Origin of the sequence: Methanocalculus chunghsingensis (assembly GCF_018132105.1) — an archaeon.
GTDB classification, from domain to species: domain Archaea; phylum Halobacteriota; class Methanomicrobia; order Methanomicrobiales; family Methanocorpusculaceae; genus Methanocalculus; species Methanocalculus chunghsingensis.
In genome coordinates, this window is record NZ_JWHL01000004.1 from 35,273 (window position 1) to 57,609 (window position 22,337).

A 22,337-nucleotide genomic window follows, 5' to 3' on the forward strand; every position below is an offset into this window, starting at 1 on the left:
GGTGAAGAGACCCCGTCATTCATGCCGGAGAGAAATCACCAGCACAATATCTAATACTCCGCAATGCCATATTATTATATATACATCAATTTTGTAAGTGGAAGAAAAAATGAAATTTCAAGTAGTTGTTCGAGAAGATCCGGAAGATGGAGGCTATAACGTCAGCTGCCCGGCAATCCCTGGGTGTCACTCACAAGGTGAAACGGTTGAAGAGGCTCTTGAAAATATAAAAGATGCCATTGTTGGCTGTGTTGAGGTTCACAATGAAGATCTTCTTCGAACCAAAAGTACCCGGATTATGGAAGTGACTCTCTGAATACACCCCGCCTCCCGGTAATCTCCGGCCATGTTGCAGTAAAGGCCTTTACAAAAGCAGGGTGGAAAGTCCGAAGACAAACTGCGAGCCATATCATTATGAAGAAAGAGGGGTTTTCAGTATCGCTTTCTGTACCTCTCCATACCGAGGTCAAACGCGGCACTCTCCGTGATCTCATTACCGACTCCGGAATGACTGTTGAGGACTTTATCAACCGTATCTGACCCCCTAACAACACCAGAATCAGCACTATTTCTCCATAATCCTCCACCAGAAACCATATTCAATCACCCCGAAGGCTGGATCCCCGGCTTCAATCTGGCGACTATTTTTGTTCTCCGCACACACAAGTACCAAAGAATTCTGGACTACCACTCAGGAGATACACACCCAATGCCACGACCAAAACGAACACCAGGACAGGCGCACCCGTTTCTCAAATGGGCGGGCGGAAAAACACAGCTTCTGCCCGACCTCATCTCCCGCCTCCCGCCAGGGATTGCCACCGGGGAGATCACCAGATATGTCGAGCCGTTCATCGGCGGGGGCGCCCTCTTCTTTGCCCTGCACGAGCATCATACCATAGAAGAGTCGTATCTCTCTGACGTCAACTGCGAGCTCACCCTCTGCTATTCCGTCATCCAGAAGGATACAGAGGCGCTGATCGAGAGACTGGATCACCTGAAATCGGCGTATTATCAGCGTGACGAGGAAGAGAGGAAAGCCTTCTATTACGAGATCCGTGACAGCTTCAACAGGCAGCTCTCCGAAATATCGTTTGACGGATACAACCCGGACTGGATCACCCGTGCGGCATGGATTATCTTCTTAAACCGGACCTGTTTCAACGGACTCTTCCGGGTGAACCGGAGTGGAGGATTCAATGTTCCCTTCGGAAAGTACAAAAATCCTGATATCCTGAATGCAGAGAACCTGCGCAATGTCGCAAAACTCCTTGCGGAGACGACCATCAGGCAGGGTGACTTCACCGGCTGCCGGGATGTCGTGGATGAGAAGACATTCGTCTATTTCGATCCCCCCTACCGCCCCCTCAACGAGAAGACTGCCGTCTTCACCTCTTATGCAAAGGACGGGTTTGACGAAGACGACCAGATCCGGCTCGCCGAATTCTTCCGTGAGCTTGACCGGACGGGAGCAAAAGTCATGCTCTCCAACTCGGATCCCAAAAACACCGATCCCGATGATTGCTTCTTTGATGATCTCTACTCCGGCTTCACCATCGAACGGGTGCCTGCAACACGGATGATCAATTCAAATGGTGCGGGAAGAGGGGCGATCAACGAGCTGATCATCACGAATTACCGGTCATCGGAGAGGTAAGGCATCCCGGAGATCCAAAGCAGACGCTCATGATACGCTCAGGGGCAGCAGGGATACCCGATGAAAAGATGGATGTTCCGATGGATGTAAAATAAACGGTCTAATAAATAATATATTTTATTTTCAATACTAAAAAATCATTTGGCAACTTCAATAAGGTAAAACCTTTTGAAGTTTAAACACCCATGATTCCGAAAGGCCACTAAATGCATCGAATATGGATGTACTTATTTTTTACGAAAAGAACAGGGTATAAGTAACATCCAATGTATATCGGAGAGAATAGGATGAATATTAACGCATCAATTATTGATCAGAGGCTTTCTGCAGTTTCTGCATCTATTGCGCAACGAGCACAGGATGAATTATCGATCACCGATCCTATTCGATTAAAATCCCTTGCCTTTGTCCACCTCTCTGTACAAACTCTACTTGACATTTCCCCTGATGAGGCATTTGACTGTCTCACTGAAGGCACACAGGATTTCGGAGTTGATGCCATGCAGATTTCAGAAGAGTTCGATGGGGAATTCGTGGTAACTCTTTTTCAGGGAAAATATAAACAAAAGAATCTTGATGGGAACTCAACATTTCCTGAGAGTGGAGTTAGCTCATTGATTCGGGCCATACAGGTTCTCTTCGATCCACAAGCCCAACTTCAGCCAGTTAATCCCCGTCTTCTCTCCCGTGTAGAAGAGGTTCGCTCTCTGATTCGTGATGGATATATACCTCAGGTCAGAGCAGTGCTATGCAATAACGGCCTGCACTGGAATGAAGCAGCAGACATTCTGATTAAACAGGCAGGTTTTAACAATCAAGTTACATGGGAGTATCTCAACCATGATCGTCTGGTTTCAATTCTTCAATCAACAAAACCCATCAATGACACCCTTCATCTCACAGGTTCAGCAATAATCGAGGATTTCAACTTCAGCCGTGTTTTCATTGGGAGAATACATATTAAAGGAATATATTCTCTGATGCATAGACATGGAGAACGATTACTCGACAGAAATATCCGCCGTTATCTTGGACTGCAAGGTAACCGGGTAAATGAAGCGATTCGTGACACTCTTTTATCTAAGGAAAGTAATAATTTTTATTTCTATAACAATGGTATAACACTCGTTTGTGAGAAGTTTGATTATAACGCTTTACAACGAGGGGATTATCAGGTGAATGTTGAAAATCTTCAGATAATCAATGGTGGACAAACCTGTATGACAATATACAAAACACTTAAAGACCATATCTTCGAGCCACCCTCAGATGCATATATACTTCTTCGCCTCTACCAGCTTCCTCGTGACAATGATCATCTCATCCGGCAGATAACTTATGCAACAAACAGCCAGAATCCTGTTGACCTCAAAGATCTCCGGGCAAATGACGATCTCCAGAAACGCCTTGAGGTCGATATCGAACAACTCGGTTATTCATATCGGAGAAAAAGAACCGATTCAACGATTAAACCCGTAGATATCACCTCAGGCGTTGCAGCAGAAGCGGTTTTATCGGTCTGGAGGCAGAAGCCACATCAGGCAAAATTCTTCTCCCGAGAACATTTTGGGAAGCTTTATGATCATATTTTCTCAGAAGATCTGACCGGAGCTCAGGTTATCATTGCAACCCTCATATATCGTATAACTGAGAATCGTCGTAAAAGACCAAAAGATAATGATCCACCATTTATAAGATACGCATCCTGTTTTCTTGCTATGCAGATGGGACACTACCTTCTTGAGGATATGAAACTGGTACGTGCAGATCTTGGTCACGTACATCTAAATGAAGCTGAGAAGCTCATCAGGGAAAGAGGAGACTACTATCTTGAACGTGCTATAGTAGCTATTGATTCTGCACTACACAAGCTGTACGGAACACGGGAGGTTTCACTCCAGCAGTTGGCAGCAACGTTTAGACGTGGAGATTTGATCGAACAGCTTCTGGAGTAGGGATTCATTATCGATGCGGCATAGTACTCATTAAGGTCAACCACCTCATCCTCAGATCGCCCCGACAAGCACCAATATCAGCACGATCCCCCCGATCACCACCGTCAGCATCCCGGCGATCCCAAGTGCCAAAAACAGCAGAGGCAGGTAATCATTCACCATCGCCGCTCCTCACCCCGTGACTTCGTCCGTTTTCTCCTGAAGAGATCCTCCCGCTCCTGCTCCTCAAGATAATCGGAGATATAGACAATGATCCCCTTCAGCCGGGGAATCAGGATCGAGTCGAGGGCATTTGTCCGCCTCCGGACTGATGTTATCCGTGAGGAGAGGCGGAGGATCGCCCCCTCCACCTCGGAGAGCCGGATTGCCAGAGCCACCGCCTCAAGAGCGAGATCCGAGGCTGCATCGAGGCGTCCGTTCCCGGCAGCCAGCCCGTACCCCGGCATCTTCCCCGGCCGGAGGGGTTCCGGGATCGCAAATGCAGGGATCCCCACCCCCATGATCCCCTTCCCGGTTGCCGGAATATCCGGGATCGTCCGTTCGATAGCCGCAGCACTCTCCACCTCCCGCCGGGATCCCGCCATCTCAGCCTCCATGAGGGCAGGATAGGCGGCGGCAAACGCCTCTTCCATTCTTCGTCGCATCTCATCCCGCCGCTTTGTCAGGGAGAAGAACTCCATCACCATCGCATCAAGCTTCTCCCGGAGCAGTTCATGCCCCTTCTCGGCGGTCACAAGCCTGCGACGGACCTTCTGCAACTCGATGCGTGTCGGTCTCAGCCCCGGCGGGAGGCGCCTGCTCACCCGATCTCACCCCGGTAATACTCCCTGATGAAGGCGGGGTTGATCCGTTTCAGCTCGTCTTGTGGGAAGATGGAGAGGAGATCCCATGCCCGATCAAGGGTCTCGCCTATCGAGCGGCCTTCATCCCTCTTCTGCCCGACAAACTCCTCTTCAAACCGTTCAAGGAAGGTGAGGTACAGCCGGTCGGTATCGGTCAGCCCTTCATCGCCGATGACCGCAACAAGCCCGGCAAGCCGTCGTCCACGGGCGTATGCCGCATAGAGCTGGCTTGAGACATCCGCATGGTCGGCCCGTGTCCTCTCCTTCCCGATCCCCCCCTGCATCAGCCGTGATAAACAGGGGAGAACATCGATCGGAGGGTAGATCCCTTTCCGGTGGAGTTCGCGGGAGAGGACGATCTGGCCTTCGGTGATATACCCGGTCAGGTCGGGGACAGGGTGGGTGATATCGTCATCAGGCATCGAGAGGATCGGCAGCTGGGTGATCGATCCGGCCCGGCCTTTGACCCTCCCGGCACGTTCATACAGGGAGGCGAGATCGGTGTACATATAGCCCGGATACCCCCGGCGGGCCGGGATCTCCTCACGGGCGGCCGAAACCTCCCTGAGTGCCTCGCAGTATGCCGTGATATCCTGCATCACCACAAGGACATGCATCCCGCAGTCAAACGCGAGATACTCGGCTGCGGTCAGGGCGAGGCGGGGAGTGACGATCCGCTCGATGGCAGGATCATCGGCACGGTTTAAGAAGAGGACGGCGTGTGCCCGTGCCCCGGTCTCGGAGAACTCACGGATAAAGAACCGGGCTTCCTCATGCGTGATCCCCATCGCCGCAAAGACGACGGCAAACGACTCCTCCGTTCCACGGACCCGTGCCTGCCGGGTGATCTGGGCGGCGAGCTGGCTGTGGGGGAGACCGGAGCCTGAGAAGACCGGGAGTTTCTGTCCCCGGACGAGGGTGTTCATCCCGTCGATGGCCGATATCCCGGTCTCGATGAAATCCTCCGGGAACTCACGCCTCGTCGGATTGATCGCATACCCTGAGATCTCCATCTCCTTCTCAGGCACAACGCGGCCCCCCCCGTCGATAGGCTCGGCCGATCCCGAGAAGATCCTGCCGAGCATCTCTTTTGCAACCGGCATCATCAGTGGCTTTCCGGTGAACCGAACCGCCGATACATCACAGTCGAGATCCCGGGTTCCGCCAAAGACCATCACGATCGCCATCCCCATCCGGGACTCGAGGACCTGGCCAAGCCGCATGGTGCCATCCGGCAGGAGGACGTGGACGACCTCGTTATATCCGGCATCATCGATCCCGGAGACGGCGAGGATCGGGCCGGCCACCCGGACGACGGACCGGAACTCACGGAGCGGTTGTGTCATCGTCTGCCTCCTTTGAATGCATCATCAATCTCATGCAGCACCGTCTCATACTGCTCTGCAAAGTCATCATGCGGCATCGGTCCCATCCGGGCAAGCCTGCCGGCAACCGGGAGCCCTGCCGCCTCTTCTGCCGTCATCCCTTCTTCAACCGCATCTCTTCCATGAAGCAGGTACCGGTGAATCAGCCGCATCATCCGGTACTGCTTCTCCGGTGGGCAGAAAGTATCGACCTCATCAAATGCGGACTGGATGAGGAATGACTCACGCAGGATGGTGGCGACATGGAGCGTAAACTTGTCCTGTTCCGGGAGGAGATCGGGCCCGACGAGCTGGACGATCTCTTCAAGCTCGCTCTCCTTCTGGAGGAGCCTGAGGAGATCGCCCCGCATTCTGCCCCAGTCCGTTCCGCCATGCTTCTCCCACCAGGGCTCAGCCAGATCGGCGTAGAGCGAGTACGAGAGGAGCCAGTTCACTGCCGGGAAATGTCGCTGATGGGCGAGATCGGCATCCAGTGCCCAGAAGACCCTGACGATCCGGAGCGTATTCTGGGTCACCGGTTCTGAGAAGTCGCCCCCCGGAGGTGATACCGCACCGATGACAGAGACCGATCCCTCCTCCCCGGATAATGCCGTCACCCGCCCGGCACGCTCATAAAAGTCGGCAAGCCGTGATCCGAGGTACGCAGGATACCCATGCTCTCCGGGCATCTCCTCAAGCCGGCCGGAGATCTCCCGCATCGCCTCGGCCCACCTGGAAGTTGAATCTGCCATCAGTGCAACGGAGTACCCCATATCCCGGTAATACTCCGCGATGGTGATCCCGGTATAGACCGATGCCTCACGTGCGGCGACCGGCATGTTCGATGTATTCCCGATAAGAACCGTCCGTTTCATCAGTGGCTCCTTCGTCTTTGGATCGATGAGGGCAGGGAACTGCCTGAGGACATCGGCCATCTCGTTTCCACGCTCTCCGCATCCGACATAGACGATGATATCCGCATCCGACCATTTGGCGAGCTGATGCTGGACAACGGTCTTCCCGGCACCAAAGGGGCCCGGTACCGCCGCCGTCCCCCCCTGGACCATCGGGAAGAAGGAGTCGATCACCCGCTGGCCGGTGATGAGGGGCCGGACCGGAGGGAGCTTCTCCCGAATCGGGCGGGGCACCCGGACCGGCCAGCGCTGGAGCATCGTGATCTCATGCTCGTTGCCATCTCTGTCAGCCAGCCAGAGGATTTGGTCGAGAACCGTGTACTCCCCCTCTCCGGCAACCTTCGTCACCTTCCCGGAGAGATGGGGTGGGAGGAGGATCGAATGGATGATCTGGTTCGTCTCCGGCACCGTCCCGATGACGGCTCCCCCCTTCAGCTCATCCCCTTCGGTGACATCCGGCGTGAACCTGTATCTCCTCTCCCTCGGCAATGCCGGGCTGCTCACCCCCCTGATGATGAAGTCGCCGGAGATGGATCCAAGCTCAGTGAGCGGCCTCTGGATACCATCATAGATCATCCCGAGGAGACCGGGGCCGAGCTCGACCGAGAGGGACATCCCGGTGCGTTGCACCGGCTCGCCGGGGGTGATCCCGCCCGTATCCTCGTAGACCTGAACGGTTGCCAGATCTTCTTCAAGCCCGATGATCTCGCCGATCAGCTCGTCATCTCCAACATAGACGACCTCGTACATCTGTGCTCCACGCATCCGGTCTGCCTCGACGACTGGACCGGTGATCCGGATTATCCTGCCTTTATCACTCAACGCATATCACCCTGGCATCCCTTTCCCTGCTACACGCCGTATCGCGGCGGTCACTGCATCTTCTCCCCCGAAAGGGCCTCCCGGCCCCGGTATCGCGATGACGGCCGGATAGACCGCATCTGATCGCCCGTGATCGCTCAGGAGCGGGAGGATCTCCTCCTGGTACCGGTCGAGGATCAGGATGATCCCGATGGTATTATCCCCCAGTGCCTCCCGAAGGGCCTCTTCTGCCTCATCTCCGTCCTCGCACCTGATGACATCCTCAATTCCGGCAAGCCTGCAGAGGAGGGTCGTCGCCCGATCCCCGATTGCGATGATCCTCATGGAACCCCCCCTTCAGTCACCATCATGGCGGCTCCTCTCTCCTCGCCAATCCCGAGAATCAGTCTCCCTGCGGCTGCCCTGAGGTTTAGGATCTCCATCTCAAGGGCCAGAAGGTACCGGATGATCGGCCCGCTTCCGAGATGGTACTGGCTGCTGTTCATCCTGCCGACATCCAGGAGGCAGCGGTTCAGGGCGATCTCGATCTCCCCGCTGTTCCTCACCCCTTTCTCCAGACGTGGTTCGAGATACCGGCCGTACATCGTATCCCTGAGGGCGGCAGTCATCTCGATGAGATCTGCTGTTCGTGCAAGCTCCTTCTGGAGATCGATGGTGATCTCAAAGCCACCCTGCGGGATGAGGAAGGGGATGAGATCGTTCCCATCGATTCCGGCAATCTTTCCACGGGCGAGGATTCGGAGATTTTCGCAGTCGATCATCCGGCCAGCCATCATCACCGCGGGTTCGTACTGGGAGTCCTCAATCCCCCGGGCAGTCATCATCAGGCTCTGGTACGCACCGGCGATCAGTGCCGCTTCGAAGGCTGCAAAACCGACCGGCTCACCGATCCTCATCCATTGCTCCCGGATACCGGGGGTGATCGCTGATCGTTCAAGCCTCTGGACCGCCTCTTCGATTGTATCCGAATGTGCTGCCTTCCTGATCGCCGTCTCACTCAGCCCTCCGACCGGGACTGCCCGTTTATTAATAAGATCCCGGGGGAGATTGCCTGCGATCCCCCGGAGAATGGCCGCAACCTCACGGGTGGCAAAGATCTGGGTATACGCGGTGATGAGGGGCCGTATCGCATCGGGAACGCTCCCGGCGAGGTCTGTAAGCAACCTGTAATGATGGGATCGGATCAGGTGTTCGCAGTCGTCGGCAGAGATCCCCTCCCTGTATCCGACATGGTGGCCGATACGTTCCGCACGTTCAAAGAGGTCGAGGAGGTCGGCTGATGCAGTGATCGACTCCACCCCTTCCCTGGTGATGAGGGGATTGCCGATTGCCCGGACACGTGCCGCCGGATAGGCGAAGGATGCGATACTGAGGATTATCCGGAACCATCCGGCAGAGATCGCGATAAATATGGCGACCATGAAGGCAATGGCGAGGCCGAGGGCGACGATCCCGGCTCCTTCGACGGTGAGGAGTTCCGAGAAGATGATCTCAATATCCAGTATCTCCACCACCATACAGGACGCCCGATACCGTCTGGGTCAGCTTGTTTCGCATATTGAGCAGCCGGGTTGGGAACGTCTGGTCACACCGGATGGCTCCATCCCTCGCAAGCAGGATCACCCCCCCGATCCGTATCATCGGATCATGCCCTGAAAGGGGAGTGACCGTCACATTGCTGATCCCCTCTGCCGCCTCCTCGGCTGCTTCCCTGTCTTCTGCACGGCAGAGGATGGTAAGCGCCCCGTCACTGATCATCTCCCTTCCTTCAAGGATGAGGTGGCGGAGGATCCCGGGATAGGCGGAGGAGGATACTATCTCTGACAGCTCCTCTTCGGCGATGGAGAAGACCTCCTCGATGCCATCCCACCGTGCCTTCCGTTCTGCTGCCATCGCCTCAAACTCGGCCTGGAGGAGGATGGCACGCCGCATCGCCTCGATCTCCCTCTCCGTCTCACGCCGGATCTGCTCAGCCTTCTGGTCGGCCCTGAGGCGGCCCTTCTCCCTGATGCCTGCCGATTCCTCTTCTGCTTTTTTTCGGAGCCGGGCGATCTCCTCATCCCTCTCCTCTTCGATCAGCCGGATAATCACCTCCCTGCTCATCTAGAGTCCTCCGAAGAGCCCGATACCAAACATGATCAGGATCGCAATCAGGAGGCCGAAGATGGCAAACGTCTCTGCCATCACCGCAAAGACGAGGCTCTGGCCCATCGCTTCAGGGCGGCGGGCAACCGCACCGATCCCGGCCGCCGCCGTCATCCCCTGTCCGATGGCAGAGAGCCCGGCAAGCCCGACGGCAAAGCCTGATCCGATGCAGGCAAGCCCTGCCGCTGCGGTTGCGGTGACATCGCGGGTGATGATCCCGGTGAATGCCATGATCAGAATGGCGACGAGGAGTCCGTATATCGCCTGTGTCTCCGGCACCACCGTGAAGACAAGACCTTTTCCAAACATATCCTCTCGCTCGGAGGTCGTTGCAATCCCTGCCGATGCCGCTATCCCCTGGCCGATGGCGGATATCGCAGCGAACCCGACGGCGATACCGCAGGCGATGGATGCAAATCCGGCGGCGAGGGTGGCGGTGACATCCCGGGTGATCATCCCGGTAAATGCCATGATCAGAATTGCAACAAGGAGCCCGTATATCGCCTGCGTCTCCGGGATGACCGAGAAGACGAGGGACCGGCCAAACGACTCCTGCTTCTCGGCGGTCGCCGCTGCCCCGGCAGCAGCTGCAATCCCCTGGCCGATTGCGGAGAGTCCGGCAAGCCCGACGGCAAATCCGCATCCGAGCGCTGCGATGCCTATTGCAGGCTCTGTAATGGGATCACCGGCGATCATCCCGGTAAATGCCATGATGAGAATGGCGACAAGGAGCCCGTATATCGCCTGCGTCTCCGGGATGACCGAGAAGACGAGGGATCTGCCAAACGCACCCTCATGCTCTGCAGAGGAGGAAGAGCCTGCGGCCGCCGCGATCCCCTGACCGATGGCAGACAATCCTGCGATACCGACGGCAAGACCACAACCGATGGCGGCAAACCCGGTCGCCGTCGTGGCGACCTCGTCGCCGGAGAGGAGGCCGGTAAATGCCATGATGAGAATCGCAACAAGAAGTCCGTATATCGCCTGGGTCTCCGGAATGACCGAGAAGACAAGGGACCGACCCATCGACCCCTCGCGTTCGGCTGCTGTTGCAATCCCGGCGGATGCTGCGATCCCCTGTCCGATGGCAGAGAGTCCTGCGACACCGACCGCCAGACCGGCACCGAGTGCCGCAAGCCCCATCGGGACCGAGACGGTGGTGTCACCGCCGCCTATCACCCCGGTTGCGAGGAGGATGAGGACGGCGATGAGGAGGCCGTACATCCCCTGTGTCTGGGGTACTGCCTGGAAGACGAGTGCCTGGCCGAACTTCTCCGGCTTTATGGCGATGACCCCTGCCCCGGTCGCTCCGGCAATACCAACGCCGATGCCGGAGCCGATGGCGGAGAGGCCGACGGCAAGTCCGGCCCCGATGACGGCGAGGATGAAGCCGGCTGTTATCTCAGGTATCATTGGTCATCCTCCATGAGGCGGGTCGTCGTCCGTGAGGATGCAAACGGGAGAAAGACCCGTCCTCCACCGGCATAGAACGTCCCGAAGAACTCGACATACTGAAGACGAAGTGCATGGATAAAACCTCCGAGTGCCTGCAGCACAAGATTTGCCGCATGGCCTGCAATGGCAAAGAGTACAGCGACGATGACGAGGACCGGGTGGAGCGACCCGATCATCTCAGCAAGAATATTGATCGTCATCGCTATCCCGGCGGTGGCAAGTGCCAGTGCCAGAATTCTCGTATAACTGAGCCAGTCACCGAGGAACCCGGTGATACTGAAGAACCCGAGCGGCCCCTCGACAAGGAAGATCAGCGCAGCCGCAACAGCCGCTCCAAACCCGGCGGCGAGGATGACCGGCTGGGAGATCTCTGCCCATCCGAAGAAGGCAAAGAGGAGGATGGCTGCACAGGGCTGCAGGAGGAACCAGACACCTTCGGATCTGAGCATCTCCACCGGCTTTCCCTCACTGAGGTGGCGGTATGATGCGATGGCAAGGCCGATATTCAGATGGATGATCCCAAAGATGAGGGCTCCCGTCAGGAGGATGAGGGGGTCCATCAGGGGATCGATGACGGCAAAGGGAACGGAAGCCCCGAAGAACCGGGGGAGGAGATCCCCGAAGAATCCCCCCTGGAGGATGCCGAAGAGAGTACCGGAGATTCCGCAGGCGACGAGAACGATGGCGAGATCCCGTGTTGATCCCGGTGCACTCGCCGGGCCTGCAAGGAGAGCTGCTGCAATGATCGCAAGGAGAAGGCCGTACCCCGCATCCCCGAGCATCACCCCGAAGGTGATGATCAGAACAGGGGCGATGAAGATGGTCGGGTCGATCTCGCGATATTTCGGCCGGGCAAAGGTTGTGGTGAGGAAGGCGAAGGGTGCGAGCCACCAGGGGTGTTCATACGAGACCGGAACCTCGGCATCCCCATCCTCCCCCGGAACCGACCGGTAGATGAGGGTTCCCCCGGCATGATCGTCCCCGATCCTTTTGAGATGCGGGATATCCCGCTTCCGAATCCAGCCTGTATAGAGCCGGAGATCCCGTGTCGATCCCGCAAGTGCGGCTGCATCGATCCGCTCCCTGGCAAGGGCAAGATCCTCGGCGACAGCCGCGATATCGCGGAGATGATCTCCGGTGATCTGGTGGAGCCTCTCTTCGATTGCACCACTCTCCTCATGCAGATCTCTTCTGGCCGAGGTGATATCGGCAAGGGCATCCTCGACCCTCCCTTCCTCTCTGACGAAGGTGAAGTCAGCGAAGGCACGTGAGCGGAGGAGATCATCGACCGCCTCTGCCGAGCGGTTATGGACGGCAATGGTCACCACCATCCCCTCCTCCCTGCACCTGCAGACAGAGCTGACGACTGCATCGGTGATCCCCTCTTCTTCAAAGAGTGCATCGAGATCCTCGCACTCATCCGTTGGGATGAGCCCTGCCCTGAGGGTGATGAAACGGTGGTTTGAACGGGGAGGAAGTCTCTCGCTTAAGCATCCAAAGAGGGTGAGCTGCTCCTCTTCCTCATTAAGACGTATCAGATGTTCATCGATAGCAGATCGGCGGGTTCTCAGGTCGAGAATTTCGCCGATCATCTCCTCATGAATCCCTGCGGCATGAAGGATCTCTTCCGGGCTCCGCCTCGGGACAACGACAGGTTCAGGCCTGATCGGGAGGAGGAACCCGGCGATCCTTCCACGCTCTCCCTGCATCTGGCTGATGAGGATCTCCACCGCCCGTTCGGCCCGTGACTGGACCGCCGCAATCTCCTGCCTGATGGCATCACGCCGGACCGGGGTGATGAGCGGCTTGAGATGGTCGTCGCCGGTGATCGGGGTCAGCTCAACGATCCCTGCTTCATGGACGGCATGAAGAAAGGATCCCGCGTACCGGCGATGGATACCGATCGTGATCCGATGCATCTCAGCCGGAAAGAACATCCTCATCTCCCGTGACTGCCCTGATGATCACCCTCACCCCGTCTCTCTTCTTCGATGAGGCGAGTGCATGCAGACGTTTCACTGCCTCCTCCGCATCCAAAGCCATCATCTCTGCGATAGTCTCTGCATCCTTTCGTGCCCGGCTGATCTCCTCGTCTGCCGCTCTCCGGGCCTTCACCTCCTCTTCCCTGATATACTCTGCCGCTTTCTTCTGTTCTGCATCGATGGCTGATGCCGCCTCTGCCTTCGCAGCCTCAATCTGCGAGACGGCCTCCTCTTCGACCTTCAGGACGGCCTCGATATCATGAACAGGCATACTGGAATTTATGGACGTCTCCTATATAAAATGAACACGAGGCGATCTTTTTTTATCTTTATGAGGTTATCTCTCAGTATGAGTATCACTGAGATACGGGAGGAGATTGCCCGTGTGGATATGGAGATCCTGGAGCTTATCAGAAAGAGGCAGTCTTTGGCAGGGATGATGGCACAGGAGAAGATACGGGCTGGCAGGCCGCCGGTTGATCCCGATCAGCGGGACCAGGTGATCGCCCGGGCGGTGGATGTAGCGGTGGAGGCTGGGATCGATCCCTCCGGCATCAAGGAGATCTTCTCCCGCCTTGTTCTGATGAGTGAGCAGAAGCAGAGGGGGTGCATGGGGGACGGCAATCTGCCGTGAGTGGGACAAGGCGTTGAAAGAGTACCCCAGGTAAGTTGTTATCAGCATAGAGACCAGAGTACAGAACAAGGTGGTGTGGTATAGGTTCTGATGGAGAATTTGGAGCTGTGATGAAGAACAGGCGTCTTATCGATTATAATCCTGTGGATGCTATATCCGGCTACTCAATAATGAGGGGACCAACATCTGAAGGTGGTATCAGAGTCACTGATTACAACACAGAAGTACCATTGGTCTCTCAGATTATGCAGGGCGACTCTTTCAAGGTACTAAAGACTATTTCAGACAATACATTTCGGACCTGTATCACAAGCCCTCCATACTGGGGGCTTCGCGACTATGACATCTCCGGTCAGATAGGAGCCGAGGATAATCTGGATGACTATATTGACAACCTTGTCTCCATTTTTCGAGAAGTTCGACGAACACTAACCCCTGATGGTACGTTATGGCTGAATATTGGAGATAGTTACACGAGTGGTAACCGGAGGACGAGAGATCCGGATAAGAAGAATATGGCCAGAGGGATGAGCTATCGCCCTCCGACCCCCGAGGGCCTCAAGCCGAAGGATCTGATTGGTCTTCCATGGAGACTTGCCTTTGCCCTCCAGGCTGATGGTTGGTATCTGCGATCAGATATCATCTGGCATAAGCCAAACTGCCAACCAGAATCTGTTAAGGATCGTCCTACGCGGTGTCATGAATATCTCTTTTTATTTGCGAAGAATGAGAAATATTACTTCAATTCAGAGGAGATACGGGAACCTGCAACATCACGGAAAGGCTGGCGTAACCGACGCTCAATCTGGTCTATAAACACTGAGCCAAATCAATATGATCACTTTGCAATGTTCCCCGAATCTCTTATTGAACCCTGTCTTCTCGCAAGTACCCTCGAATGTGACAAGGTTCTTGATCCATTCTTCGGATCAGGAACAGTGGGCGTGGTTGCTCTGAAACTGCACCGCCGGTTCTGTGGCATTGAACTCAATCCAAAATATCTGGATATCTCGTATAAGCGGATCAGTGAGTTGGTTAGATCATGAGCAAAACAGTGTACCCTGTATGCCTGCATTGCAGATTGAGTTCTCGCACAGGTTATCAGAGCTCCGCTCATTATATCTTCATCAGTCACTAGCCAGGGCCCTCAGGGATGTGAGTATTCATGACCTTGATGCCGAACTTGAGGAGTACGTCGGCGAAACATATCTGAAACATCTGGCTGTTATCGGTCTTCGTGGTGAAACAATATTCCCCGTTCCTATCCTCCTCCGGGCTGATCCAGGCCTCCTTGGATATTATCGATTGCTGTATGGATTCTCACAGAAGGAGATATATACAAAGGGGCCTTTTGGAAAATTCAAAACTCTGGAAGAGAAACGTATCATTCCACCTCGACTTGAATCAGAGATTGAACCGTTTTGCCAGAGTCTGATCGAGACTGCCAAGTCGATGGTGACTGGGATTGAGGATCTTTCATTAAATCTTATTCATGATCTTCAGTTACTCACCCTGGGTCCACAACTTCGTGGAGGGAGAAATAATACAGTTGGTCAATCAGCCGCCGCAGAGGTCTTTGATCTCATGCATCAGATTGTCAGATCCTATGTCCGGATGATCGATCAGACGAAGCGGGTTATCACAATAGAGAACGATTCCGGCCGTATACTGAGAATTGAGTTCTTCGCCGATCCTGATATTCAGATAATTGAAGAAGCCCGCTCCGGCCCTCTTCCTCGCGTTTCGATTGAGATCAAGGGTGGCGGAGACGGATCAAACATCCACAACCGCCTTGGCGAAGCAGAGAAGAGCCATCGGAATGCAAAGGCAAAGGGGTTCTCTCATTTCTGGACAATGATACGGGTTGCTATGGACTATACTATCGCAGAACAAGAATCTCCAACCACAACCCATTTTTTTAACATTAATGCCATTCAGGATGTGACATCGGATGAATATCACATCTTCAGGGATATGCTATGCTCAATTCTCGGCATCCGTCTGCCACAAGAAGGGTAAGATTCCCTCCCCTATGCCTTCCGGTAGATGTTGAGGCCGATCTTGATCTCCTCATCGCCGGGGATCGAGATATTCCCCTCGCTTGAGGCGATAATCCTTGATTTCCCTGACTTGGAGATCCCAAAGTCCTGTGAGAGGTCAACCTCGATGATCAGCTTCGTTCCATCCCGTCTCATCTCCATGTTCTTCATAAAGAAGGGTTTGAATCCGGATGCATTGAATCTGCCGGAGAGCTTCGGGTCTCTATGATATATTTATTATTGTTAACTTTACCTAAATATTATGTAAATGTGCATCAAAAAGAAAGAATGGTTGCATCAGATGCAGCCAGAACATGCACCACACCTTGCAGAAAAACATTGCCATGGAACCAGGACCGTTTCGTTCCTACTTATTCTGAGGGGGATACCTCGGAGATATCCTCCTCCGTTATTATTTTTTATTCCTCGATAGAGGTCACACGGCCGACGGTCCCATCACTCAGCCGGACCTTGATGCCGTGGGGATGGGATGCCGAGTTTGTCAGGATGGCGGATACCACCCCACGGGTCGTCTTTCCACTCCGCTGATCCTCCTTCCGGACGATCAGGACCGTCGATCCGATCCTGATATCTGATCGGTTCCTGCCATTCATCCAATATATATGGACGGACGGGGGGATACATCTGTCGATGAGGGAGACCCGGCGTGCCTCTCCACCTAATACTCTACCTTCTTCAGCTCTGATCTGATCGCATCGAAGTCCTCGTCCGTTGCATCAATCTCAAAGAGAACAGTCCCATACTTTGGGCAGAGTTTGGTGAACGGGAGGATGATCTTCTTCTTTTTGATCTTTAATCCAACAAGCATCGGTGAAGAGAGGAGCATCTTAAGGCCGCGAAACTCAAAGCCAGGGTAGATCTCGTACTGTTCTTTGGTATTCTTTCTGACGTACTCATTTACCTCATTGGTCTTTGCGTCCATCAGCAGGACTTTTCCGCCAAAGTTATTGACACAACGCTCTTGCATGGATAATTGTTCGCCTCTTATAGAATATATATCTCTCTCATCCATCCGTCAGCTACATATTACCAGACGGAGTATTCTGGTATATGCCTGCACCCCTTGTCGGACGAAAGTTCGGTGTCAATGTCATCCCGCCTCCTGATATGGAGGACTGCAGAGGGCTGAAGGTCCTCGGAATCTCCGGTTCAAGCCGGCAGGCGCCGGGGATGAGTAAATCGGAGCGGATCTTACAGCGGAGCCTCGATCTCTACGGATCATTCGGCTGCACGACGCGGCTCATCAGGCTGAAGGATCTGAAGATATACCATTGTGAAGGGAACTACTCTGAAGATCCATCGCAGTGTATCTACCCCTGCATGTCCACGCTGAAGTACCCCGACGACCAGATGCAGCAGGTCTATGATGCCCTCCTCGAATGCGATATCCTCATCCTCGCATCACCCATCCGGTGGAACAACCATTCAGCGCTCATCCAGAAATGTATCGAGCGATTGAACTGTATCGAGAATCAGTACTCCTGGTTTGGGAAGCGGATGATCACGAATAAGGTGGCAGGGCTGATCATCATCGGCCATGTTGACGGTATCCAGCATGTCGCAGGGAACCTCTTTAACTTCTTCTCCTGGCTCGGATTTTCCATACCCGATGTGGCGATCACATCGTGGGTGGGTGAAAATGACGAAGATACCACCCGGGACTGGGAAAAGATTGAGGCAAACCCCTATACGCAGGAGGATCTCGTCAACATGGTCCACAGCTCCCTTCGCCTCGCCTGCTCTCTTCAGGAAGAGTAAACCAATACCATTTATTCCACTTCGCCCCATCCTTTCAGTATGAAGACTGCAATCGGCCAGACCAACGCCCTCTATCCCTCTCTCACACTTCTCATCGGAGCCAGGGTGAATGGGAAGCCAAACTTCCTCACGGTAGCCCATGCCGGGGTCATCGATGAGACCCATCTGATGATCTCGCTCGCAGCCACCCACCATACCACACAGGGGATTCTGGAGCACCGGGAGTTCAGTGTGAACATACCGGATAGCAGCCTCCTTGAAGAGACCGATTACTGCGGGATTGTATCCGGGAAGAAGACTGACAAGGCCGATCTCTTCACCGTCGAGTATGGAGATCTGGAATATGCACCACTGATCAGGGAATGCCCGGTCTCGATGGAGTGCCGGGTCACTCAGACGATGGAGCAGGGGAGATATCTCATCTTCATCGGGGAGATCCGGATGACATATGCAGATGATGGAATCAGGGGTGGCAGGACGATCGACCCGGAACGCCTCCGTCCGATCCTCTTTGCGATGAGCACCCGCGGCTACTACGGGCTCGCCGGCCGCCTTGGCAATGCCTGGGATGTCGGGATGAACCTCCCGCTCAGGGAACGGGAGGCGTCATCTCATGAAGGCCGGAGTAATCTTCGGTCAGTTTTCTGATATCCCTGATCTTGCCGTTTGCAGCCTCGAGGATCGAGAGGATTTCGAGATATCTCGAATCCCCGCTCTCGTTCAGTGCGGCGATCCGTTTCAGGTAAAGGGAATACTCAAGATTCAGTGCACGCTGGAGCTCGATATCCCGGGCACGGAGTGATCGGGTCGTATCGGGCGTTGATTTTGGGAAGGTGGCGGCAAGTGCCTGCATATTGGCATCAAATATCCGATAAATCCCCAATATAGACTCAATCTGGCCCTTTGGGAAGGCATGCCCGGTCCGGTGGGCGTTCCGCCCGACTTTTGCAAGATCCCGGGAGAGATCGGCAAGCCGTTCAAGTTCGTTTGAGATACGAACCAGGAGAACGGTCTCCTTCGCCTGAACTTCGGTGAGTGCCTTCTTTGATATGGTGAAGGTCGCCTTCTCGATCTCCTCGTCAATATAATCGTTGAGCAGCTCCAGCTTCCCGGCTTTATGATACGCTCTCTGAGGATTTTTTGCTGAGAAGACGGCAATTGCTGCATCAAATGCCTGGTCAGTAATCTCATAGAGGTGGGTTACCTCCTCCTCAATAAGAGAGATGACCTGGTTGACATCATCGGGCAGGTGTGATCGGAGGGCGACGGTCCGGAAGAGGATCTCCTCTTCCTCTCCCGGGACCGCCCGGATGACCAGCCGTGAGAATGGGTGGATGGCGAAGATAAAGATCATAGAAGCGGCGAGATTGAAGATCAGGTGTGCGTTTGCAACCTGTTGCGCCTCAGTCCCCCCCATCCAGGCAATGGCGGCTACGAATGGTGTCAGGAGGGGCAGAATAAGGAGCACACCACCTATATTGAACATTGTGTGGGCGACAGCAGCCCTTCGTGCGAAAAGGTCAAGCCCCCGGGAGGCGAAGAGCGCCGTCGTTGTTGATCCGATATTGGCACCGAGGAGAAATGGTATTGCCTCCGGCATCGTGATCATTCCCTGCTGGGCGAGGATAACCACGAGTCCTGTTGTGATAGAGCTTGACTGAAATGCCGTCGTCACCAAAAAACCGACAAGTATTGCGAGGGGAAGAAATGCTATTCCCGCAAGGAGCTCAAGGAGGAGGGGGTCGTTGCTGTAGGGCTCAATACCGTTTGATATAATATTCAGCCCAAAGAAGACGAGGCCAAAGTAAAAGAGCGGTTTTCCAAGGAACCTGTATCTACCTCCAATGATCCCGATCAGAAAACCTGCAATGATGAAGACCGGGCCAAACTGCGTGAGTTTAAAGGCAACAAGTTGTGAGGTGATGGTTGTTCCGATATTTGACCCAATGATGATCCCCAGGCTCTGAACAAAGGAGATCGTCCCGGCGTTGACCAGGTTGATCGCAATGACCGTCGTTGCCGCACTCGATTGGATGAGTGCGGTTATTCCGGCACCGAGGATCAGTCCTTTGTACCTGTTTGTGGTGAGTTCTCCGAGGATTGCTGCAAATCGTCCTCTCGCGACGACAAGAATCTCCTTACTGAAATTCTCAATGCCGAAGAGAAAGAGAATGACTCCTGGAACTACAGTGAATATTAGCTCCCACGCAGCAACCATACAGATAAGGATAGCCTATTTAGGTAAAAAAGGTATTCTATCCCCGAATCATCGTTCCGACGCCCTGATCGGTGAAGAGTTCAAGGATGAGGTTATGGGGGGCATTTCCATTAATGATGTGGCAGCGTTCAACCCCGTTTCTGGATGCATAGATGCATGCGGCAAGTTTTGGGATCATTCCTCCCTGAATCGTCCCGTCGGCGATCATCGACTCCACCTCTGCAAGGGTAAGACGGTAGTAGATGTTTGTCCGTGTCTTGTCCATCACGCCATCGACATCGGTGAGTGAGACGAGTTTCCCTGCATCCAGGGCGACAGCGAGCTCTCCAGCCATGGTGTCCGCATTGATATTGAGGTTATTGCCCTGTTCATCGATGGCAAGAGGGGAGACGACGGGGATGTACCCCGAGTCGAGGAGCGTCCGGAGAAGGCCGGGATTGACCCGTTGAATCTCTCCGACATACCCGAGGTCGACCTCCTCCTCACGATCCTCGATCGTCACCTTCTGGGCATCCATCTTCCGTGCGATCACGAGGTTCCCGTCATTGCCGGAGATCCCGATTCCCCGTGCACCGTTCTGTGCGATGAGCGAGACGATGGTGTTGCTGATCTTTCCTGCAAGGACCATCATCGCAATCTCAAGGGTATCAAGATCGGTGACCCGGAGTCCTGCAACGAACTTCGGCTCCTTCCCCATCGCCTTCATCTTCTCGGTGATCTCAGGCCCTCCGCCATGGACGAGGACGACCTTCATCCCGATATAATGGAGGAGGACGGCATCCTCGATGACGGTATTCATGATCTTCGGATCGACCATCGCATGGCCGCCGAGTTTGATGATGATCGTCTTTCCGTGGAACTGCCTGATGTAGGGGAGTGCCTCCATCAGGACATCTTCGCGTTTCATGTTGTATACTTCCCGTTAATCTCTACGTATTTCTCTGTCAAATCACAGCCCCAGGCGGTCGCCTCAGAGGAGCCGGAGTCGAGATCGATGCTGAAGACGACGGTATCACCCTGCATCGCCCTCTTTGCAACCGGGAGGTCCGCAACGATCTCTCCTTTCAGGACAAGAGGCGTCTTCTCTTCTCCTGATCCAATCCAGAGGGAGAGGTCAGGGATCTCAAAGTCAACCCCTGCATACCCGGCAGCGGCGACGACACGCCCCCAGTTGGGATCATTGCCATAGACCGCGGTCTTGACGAGGGGGCTCGTCACCACGGTCTTTGCGATCTTCTCTGCATCCTCTTCATTGCGTGCACCGGAGACGGCGACCTCAATAAGCTTCGTCGCCCCCTCACCATCCCGTGCGATCTGCTGTGCAAGGCTGATACAGGCACTGGTGACCTTCTCTTCGAGCTCTCTGCTGTTGATCCGTCCTGCTTCGCCGGTTGCGGTGAGGAAGACACAGTCATTTGTCGAGACATCCCCATCAACGACGATACGGTTGAAACTCCGGCGCACAGCCCTCTTCAGGATATCCTGAAGATCAGGGGCATCCACCTCGGCATCGGTATAGACGAAGCCGAGCATCGTTGCCATATTCGGTGCGATCATCCCGCTCCCTTTGGTGATTCCGCCGACCGAGAATCCCTCCCCTCTGACGATGGCATGCTTCTCGACGAGATCGGTCGTCATGATCGCTCTCGCGGCGAAGATCTCGGCCTCCTCGGAGGAGACAGGGGTGAGCGTTCCTGCCTGTCGCCTGATGAGATCCATATCAAGGTACCTGCCGATGACACCGGTGCTGGCAACACCGATAGCCATCGGATCCACGCCGAGGCTCTCCCCGCCGATCTCCGCCATCTGTATTGCGTCCGCAAGGCCACGCCTTCCTGTGTAGGCATTGGCACAGCCGGAGTTGGCGATGATCCCCTCAATCCGTCCTGCCTTCATCCTCTCTGCCATCAGGTCGATGACCGGGGCACGGGCCCTGTTCCGGGTGAAGACGGCGGCGGCGGTTCCGGATGCCCTGATGAGGGCTAGGCCGTACTTCCCCTCTTTTATCCCTGCGGCAGTGACCCCTTCGACGCCACAGATACTCTTCATTCTGCCATCTCCTCCGTCTTCCGTCCGATACCCTCGACGATATCCGCCCGGGTAACGATGCCGGCGAGCTTTCCTTCCTGTAACACCGGCAGGCGGGCGACCCCCTGCCTCAGCATTATCCGTGCCGCCTCCTCGACCGAATCATCAGCATCGACGGTGATGATCGGATAGCTCATCACCGAGCTGACCGGACGCGATCCGATGTCAGAGAGTGCCTCTTTTGCCTTCTCCCAGTTGAAGAACTCGCGGATAGGGATCTCGATCACCTCAAGGGGCGAAGGGAGCCAGAGATCCTCACTGGGCCCTTTCGTCTCAAGGAGTGCGAGGATATCAGATTCGGTGATCATCCCGATCAGGTTCTCCCCATCCAGGACAGGGAGACCGCCGATCTTTCTTTCACGGATGATGCGTGCAGCATCCCGGATGGTATCCTTTGACTGAACCGTCACCGGATCTTTTGTCATGACATCTTCTACATTCAT

Annotated in this window: 25 protein-coding genes; 9 read left to right on the forward strand and 16 right to left on the reverse strand. The window is 54.8% G+C overall.

The features are described 5' to 3' along the window. The first annotated feature begins 97 nt into the window (after window positions 1–97). The 4 genes from RJ53_RS04210 (at window position 98) to RJ53_RS04225 (ending at window position 3,612) form a co-directional block, all read left to right on the forward strand. The gene (locus RJ53_RS04210) at window positions 98–316 is read left to right on the forward strand and encodes a type II toxin-antitoxin system HicB family antitoxin (protein WP_343221823.1); all 219 of its coding nucleotides are present in this window, start codon (window positions 98–100) and stop codon (window positions 314–316) included. A gap of 20 nt (window positions 317–336) precedes the next feature. Beyond that, window positions 337–540 carry a type II toxin-antitoxin system HicA family toxin gene (locus RJ53_RS11770; RefSeq protein ID WP_343221831.1) on the forward strand — a complete coding sequence of 68 codons (204 nt, stop codon included), beginning with the start codon at window positions 337–339 and terminating at the stop codon, window positions 538–540. A gap of 169 nt (window positions 541–709) precedes the next feature. Next, window positions 710–1,657 carry a DNA adenine methylase gene (locus RJ53_RS04220; protein ID WP_211530364.1) on the forward strand — a complete coding sequence of 316 codons (948 nt, stop codon included), beginning with the start codon at window positions 710–712 and terminating at the stop codon, window positions 1,655–1,657. Window positions 1,658–1,944: 287 nt separating this feature from the next. Next, window positions 1,945–3,612, forward strand: coding sequence for an AIPR family protein (locus tag RJ53_RS04225; RefSeq protein ID WP_211530365.1), 1,668 nt, complete (start codon window positions 1,945–1,947; stop codon window positions 3,610–3,612). A 155-nt stretch (window positions 3,613–3,767) separates the two neighbouring features. Here the strand turns inward: RJ53_RS04225 and RJ53_RS04230 are convergent, their stop codons facing one another. The 9 genes from RJ53_RS04230 to RJ53_RS04270 are packed head-to-tail and all read right to left on the reverse strand — an operon-like array spanning window position 3,768 to window position 13,407. Next, on the reverse strand, window positions 3,768–4,415 hold the full coding sequence (locus RJ53_RS04230) for a V-type ATP synthase subunit D (protein WP_211530366.1): 648 nt from the start codon (window positions 4,413–4,415) through the stop codon (window positions 3,768–3,770). Next, window positions 4,412–5,800, reverse strand: coding sequence for a V-type ATP synthase subunit B (locus tag RJ53_RS04235; protein ID WP_211530367.1), 1,389 nt, complete (start codon window positions 5,798–5,800; stop codon window positions 4,412–4,414). Before RJ53_RS04235 ends, RJ53_RS04230 begins: the two co-directional genes overlap by 4 nt. After that, the gene (locus RJ53_RS04240; RefSeq protein ID WP_211530368.1) at window positions 5,797–7,554 is read right to left on the reverse strand and encodes a V-type ATP synthase subunit A; all 1,758 of its coding nucleotides are present in this window, start codon (window positions 7,552–7,554) and stop codon (window positions 5,797–5,799) included. Before RJ53_RS04240 ends, RJ53_RS04235 begins: the two co-directional genes overlap by 4 nt. 6 nt (window positions 7,555–7,560) lie before the next feature. Further along, window positions 7,561–7,878: a V-type ATP synthase subunit F gene (locus tag RJ53_RS04245; RefSeq protein WP_211530369.1), complete on the reverse strand. Its 318-nt coding sequence runs from the start codon at window positions 7,876–7,878 to the stop codon at window positions 7,561–7,563. Then, the gene (locus RJ53_RS04250) at window positions 7,875–9,071 is read right to left on the reverse strand and encodes a V-type ATPase subunit (protein ID WP_211530370.1); all 1,197 of its coding nucleotides are present in this window, start codon (window positions 9,069–9,071) and stop codon (window positions 7,875–7,877) included. The genes RJ53_RS04245 and RJ53_RS04250 overlap by 4 nt, the downstream gene beginning before the upstream one ends. Next, a complete protein-coding gene (locus tag RJ53_RS04255; protein WP_211530371.1) occupies window positions 9,046–9,657 on the reverse strand; it encodes a V-type ATP synthase subunit E in 612 nt (203 codons plus the stop codon). Before RJ53_RS04255 ends, RJ53_RS04250 begins: the two co-directional genes overlap by 26 nt. Next, a complete protein-coding gene (locus RJ53_RS04260; protein ID WP_211530372.1) occupies window positions 9,658–11,112 on the reverse strand; it encodes a V-type ATP synthase subunit K in 1,455 nt (484 codons plus the stop codon). It lies immediately after the preceding gene. Beyond that, entirely contained in the window at window positions 11,109–13,091 is a 1,983-nt protein-coding gene (locus RJ53_RS04265) for a V-type ATP synthase subunit I (RefSeq protein WP_211530373.1), read from the reverse strand. The genes RJ53_RS04260 and RJ53_RS04265 overlap by 4 nt, the downstream gene beginning before the upstream one ends. Beyond that, complete coding sequence (locus RJ53_RS04270) at window positions 13,075–13,407, reverse strand: hypothetical protein (RefSeq protein ID WP_211530374.1); 333 nt, start codon at window positions 13,405–13,407, stop codon at window positions 13,075–13,077. Before RJ53_RS04270 ends, RJ53_RS04265 begins: the two co-directional genes overlap by 17 nt. A 78-nt stretch (window positions 13,408–13,485) precedes the next feature. Here RJ53_RS04270 and RJ53_RS04275 point away from each other — a divergent pair, with 78 nt between their 5' ends. The 3 genes from RJ53_RS04275 to RJ53_RS04285 all read left to right on the forward strand — a co-directional run bounded on the left by RJ53_RS04275 (window position 13,486) and on the right by RJ53_RS04285 (window position 15,789). Next, the gene (locus RJ53_RS04275) at window positions 13,486–13,770 is read left to right on the forward strand and encodes a chorismate mutase (RefSeq protein WP_211530375.1); all 285 of its coding nucleotides are present in this window, start codon (window positions 13,486–13,488) and stop codon (window positions 13,768–13,770) included. Window positions 13,771–13,880: 110 nt separating this feature from the next. Beyond that, window positions 13,881–14,816: a site-specific DNA-methyltransferase gene (locus RJ53_RS04280; protein ID WP_211530376.1), complete on the forward strand. Its 936-nt coding sequence runs from the start codon at window positions 13,881–13,883 to the stop codon at window positions 14,814–14,816. 19 nt (window positions 14,817–14,835) lie between these two features. After that, on the forward strand, window positions 14,836–15,789 hold the full coding sequence (locus RJ53_RS04285) for an XcyI family restriction endonuclease (RefSeq protein ID WP_211530377.1): 954 nt from the start codon (window positions 14,836–14,838) through the stop codon (window positions 15,787–15,789). 11 nt (window positions 15,790–15,800) lie between these two features. Here the strand turns inward: RJ53_RS04285 and RJ53_RS04290 are convergent, their stop codons facing one another. The 3 genes from RJ53_RS04290 to RJ53_RS04300 form a co-directional block, all read right to left on the reverse strand. Further along, window positions 15,801–15,980 carry a hypothetical protein gene (locus RJ53_RS04290; protein WP_211530378.1) on the reverse strand — a complete coding sequence of 60 codons (180 nt, stop codon included), beginning with the start codon at window positions 15,978–15,980 and terminating at the stop codon, window positions 15,801–15,803. A 248-nt stretch (window positions 15,981–16,228) separates the two neighbouring features. Further along, complete coding sequence (locus RJ53_RS04295; protein ID WP_211530379.1) at window positions 16,229–16,423, reverse strand: YwbE family protein; 195 nt, start codon at window positions 16,421–16,423, stop codon at window positions 16,229–16,231. 65 nt (window positions 16,424–16,488) lie between these two features. Beyond that, window positions 16,489–16,797, reverse strand: coding sequence for a DUF1894 domain-containing protein (locus RJ53_RS04300; protein WP_211530380.1), 309 nt, complete (start codon window positions 16,795–16,797; stop codon window positions 16,489–16,491). A gap of 83 nt (window positions 16,798–16,880) precedes the next feature. Between RJ53_RS04300 and RJ53_RS04305 the strand changes: the two genes are divergently transcribed. After that, window positions 16,881–17,588 carry a flavodoxin family protein gene (locus tag RJ53_RS04305; protein WP_211530381.1) on the forward strand — a complete coding sequence of 236 codons (708 nt, stop codon included), beginning with the start codon at window positions 16,881–16,883 and terminating at the stop codon, window positions 17,586–17,588. Between the two features lie 39 nt (window positions 17,589–17,627). Then, complete coding sequence (locus RJ53_RS04310; protein WP_211530382.1) at window positions 17,628–18,236, forward strand: flavin reductase family protein; 609 nt, start codon at window positions 17,628–17,630, stop codon at window positions 18,234–18,236. Here the strand turns inward: RJ53_RS04310 and RJ53_RS04315 are convergent. The 4 genes from RJ53_RS04315 to RJ53_RS04330 are packed head-to-tail and all read right to left on the reverse strand — an operon-like array spanning window position 18,178 to window position 22,337. Further along, on the reverse strand, window positions 18,178–19,806 hold the full coding sequence (locus RJ53_RS04315) for a Na/Pi cotransporter family protein (RefSeq protein WP_211530383.1): 1,629 nt from the start codon (window positions 19,804–19,806) through the stop codon (window positions 18,178–18,180). The two genes, RJ53_RS04310 and RJ53_RS04315, sit on opposite strands and share 59 nt — an antisense overlap. Window positions 19,807–19,843: 37 nt before the next feature. Beyond that, complete coding sequence (gene argB / locus RJ53_RS04320; protein ID WP_211530384.1) at window positions 19,844–20,713, reverse strand: acetylglutamate kinase; 870 nt, start codon at window positions 20,711–20,713, stop codon at window positions 19,844–19,846. Then, on the reverse strand, window positions 20,710–21,855 hold the full coding sequence (gene argJ / locus RJ53_RS04325; RefSeq protein ID WP_211530385.1) for a bifunctional ornithine acetyltransferase/N-acetylglutamate synthase: 1,146 nt from the start codon (window positions 21,853–21,855) through the stop codon (window positions 20,710–20,712). Before argJ ends, argB begins: the two co-directional genes overlap by 4 nt. Continuing rightward, window positions 21,852–22,337 carry a CBS domain-containing protein gene (locus RJ53_RS04330; protein ID WP_211530386.1) on the reverse strand — a complete coding sequence of 162 codons (486 nt, stop codon included), beginning with the start codon at window positions 22,335–22,337 and terminating at the stop codon, window positions 21,852–21,854. The genes argJ and RJ53_RS04330 overlap by 4 nt, the downstream gene beginning before the upstream one ends.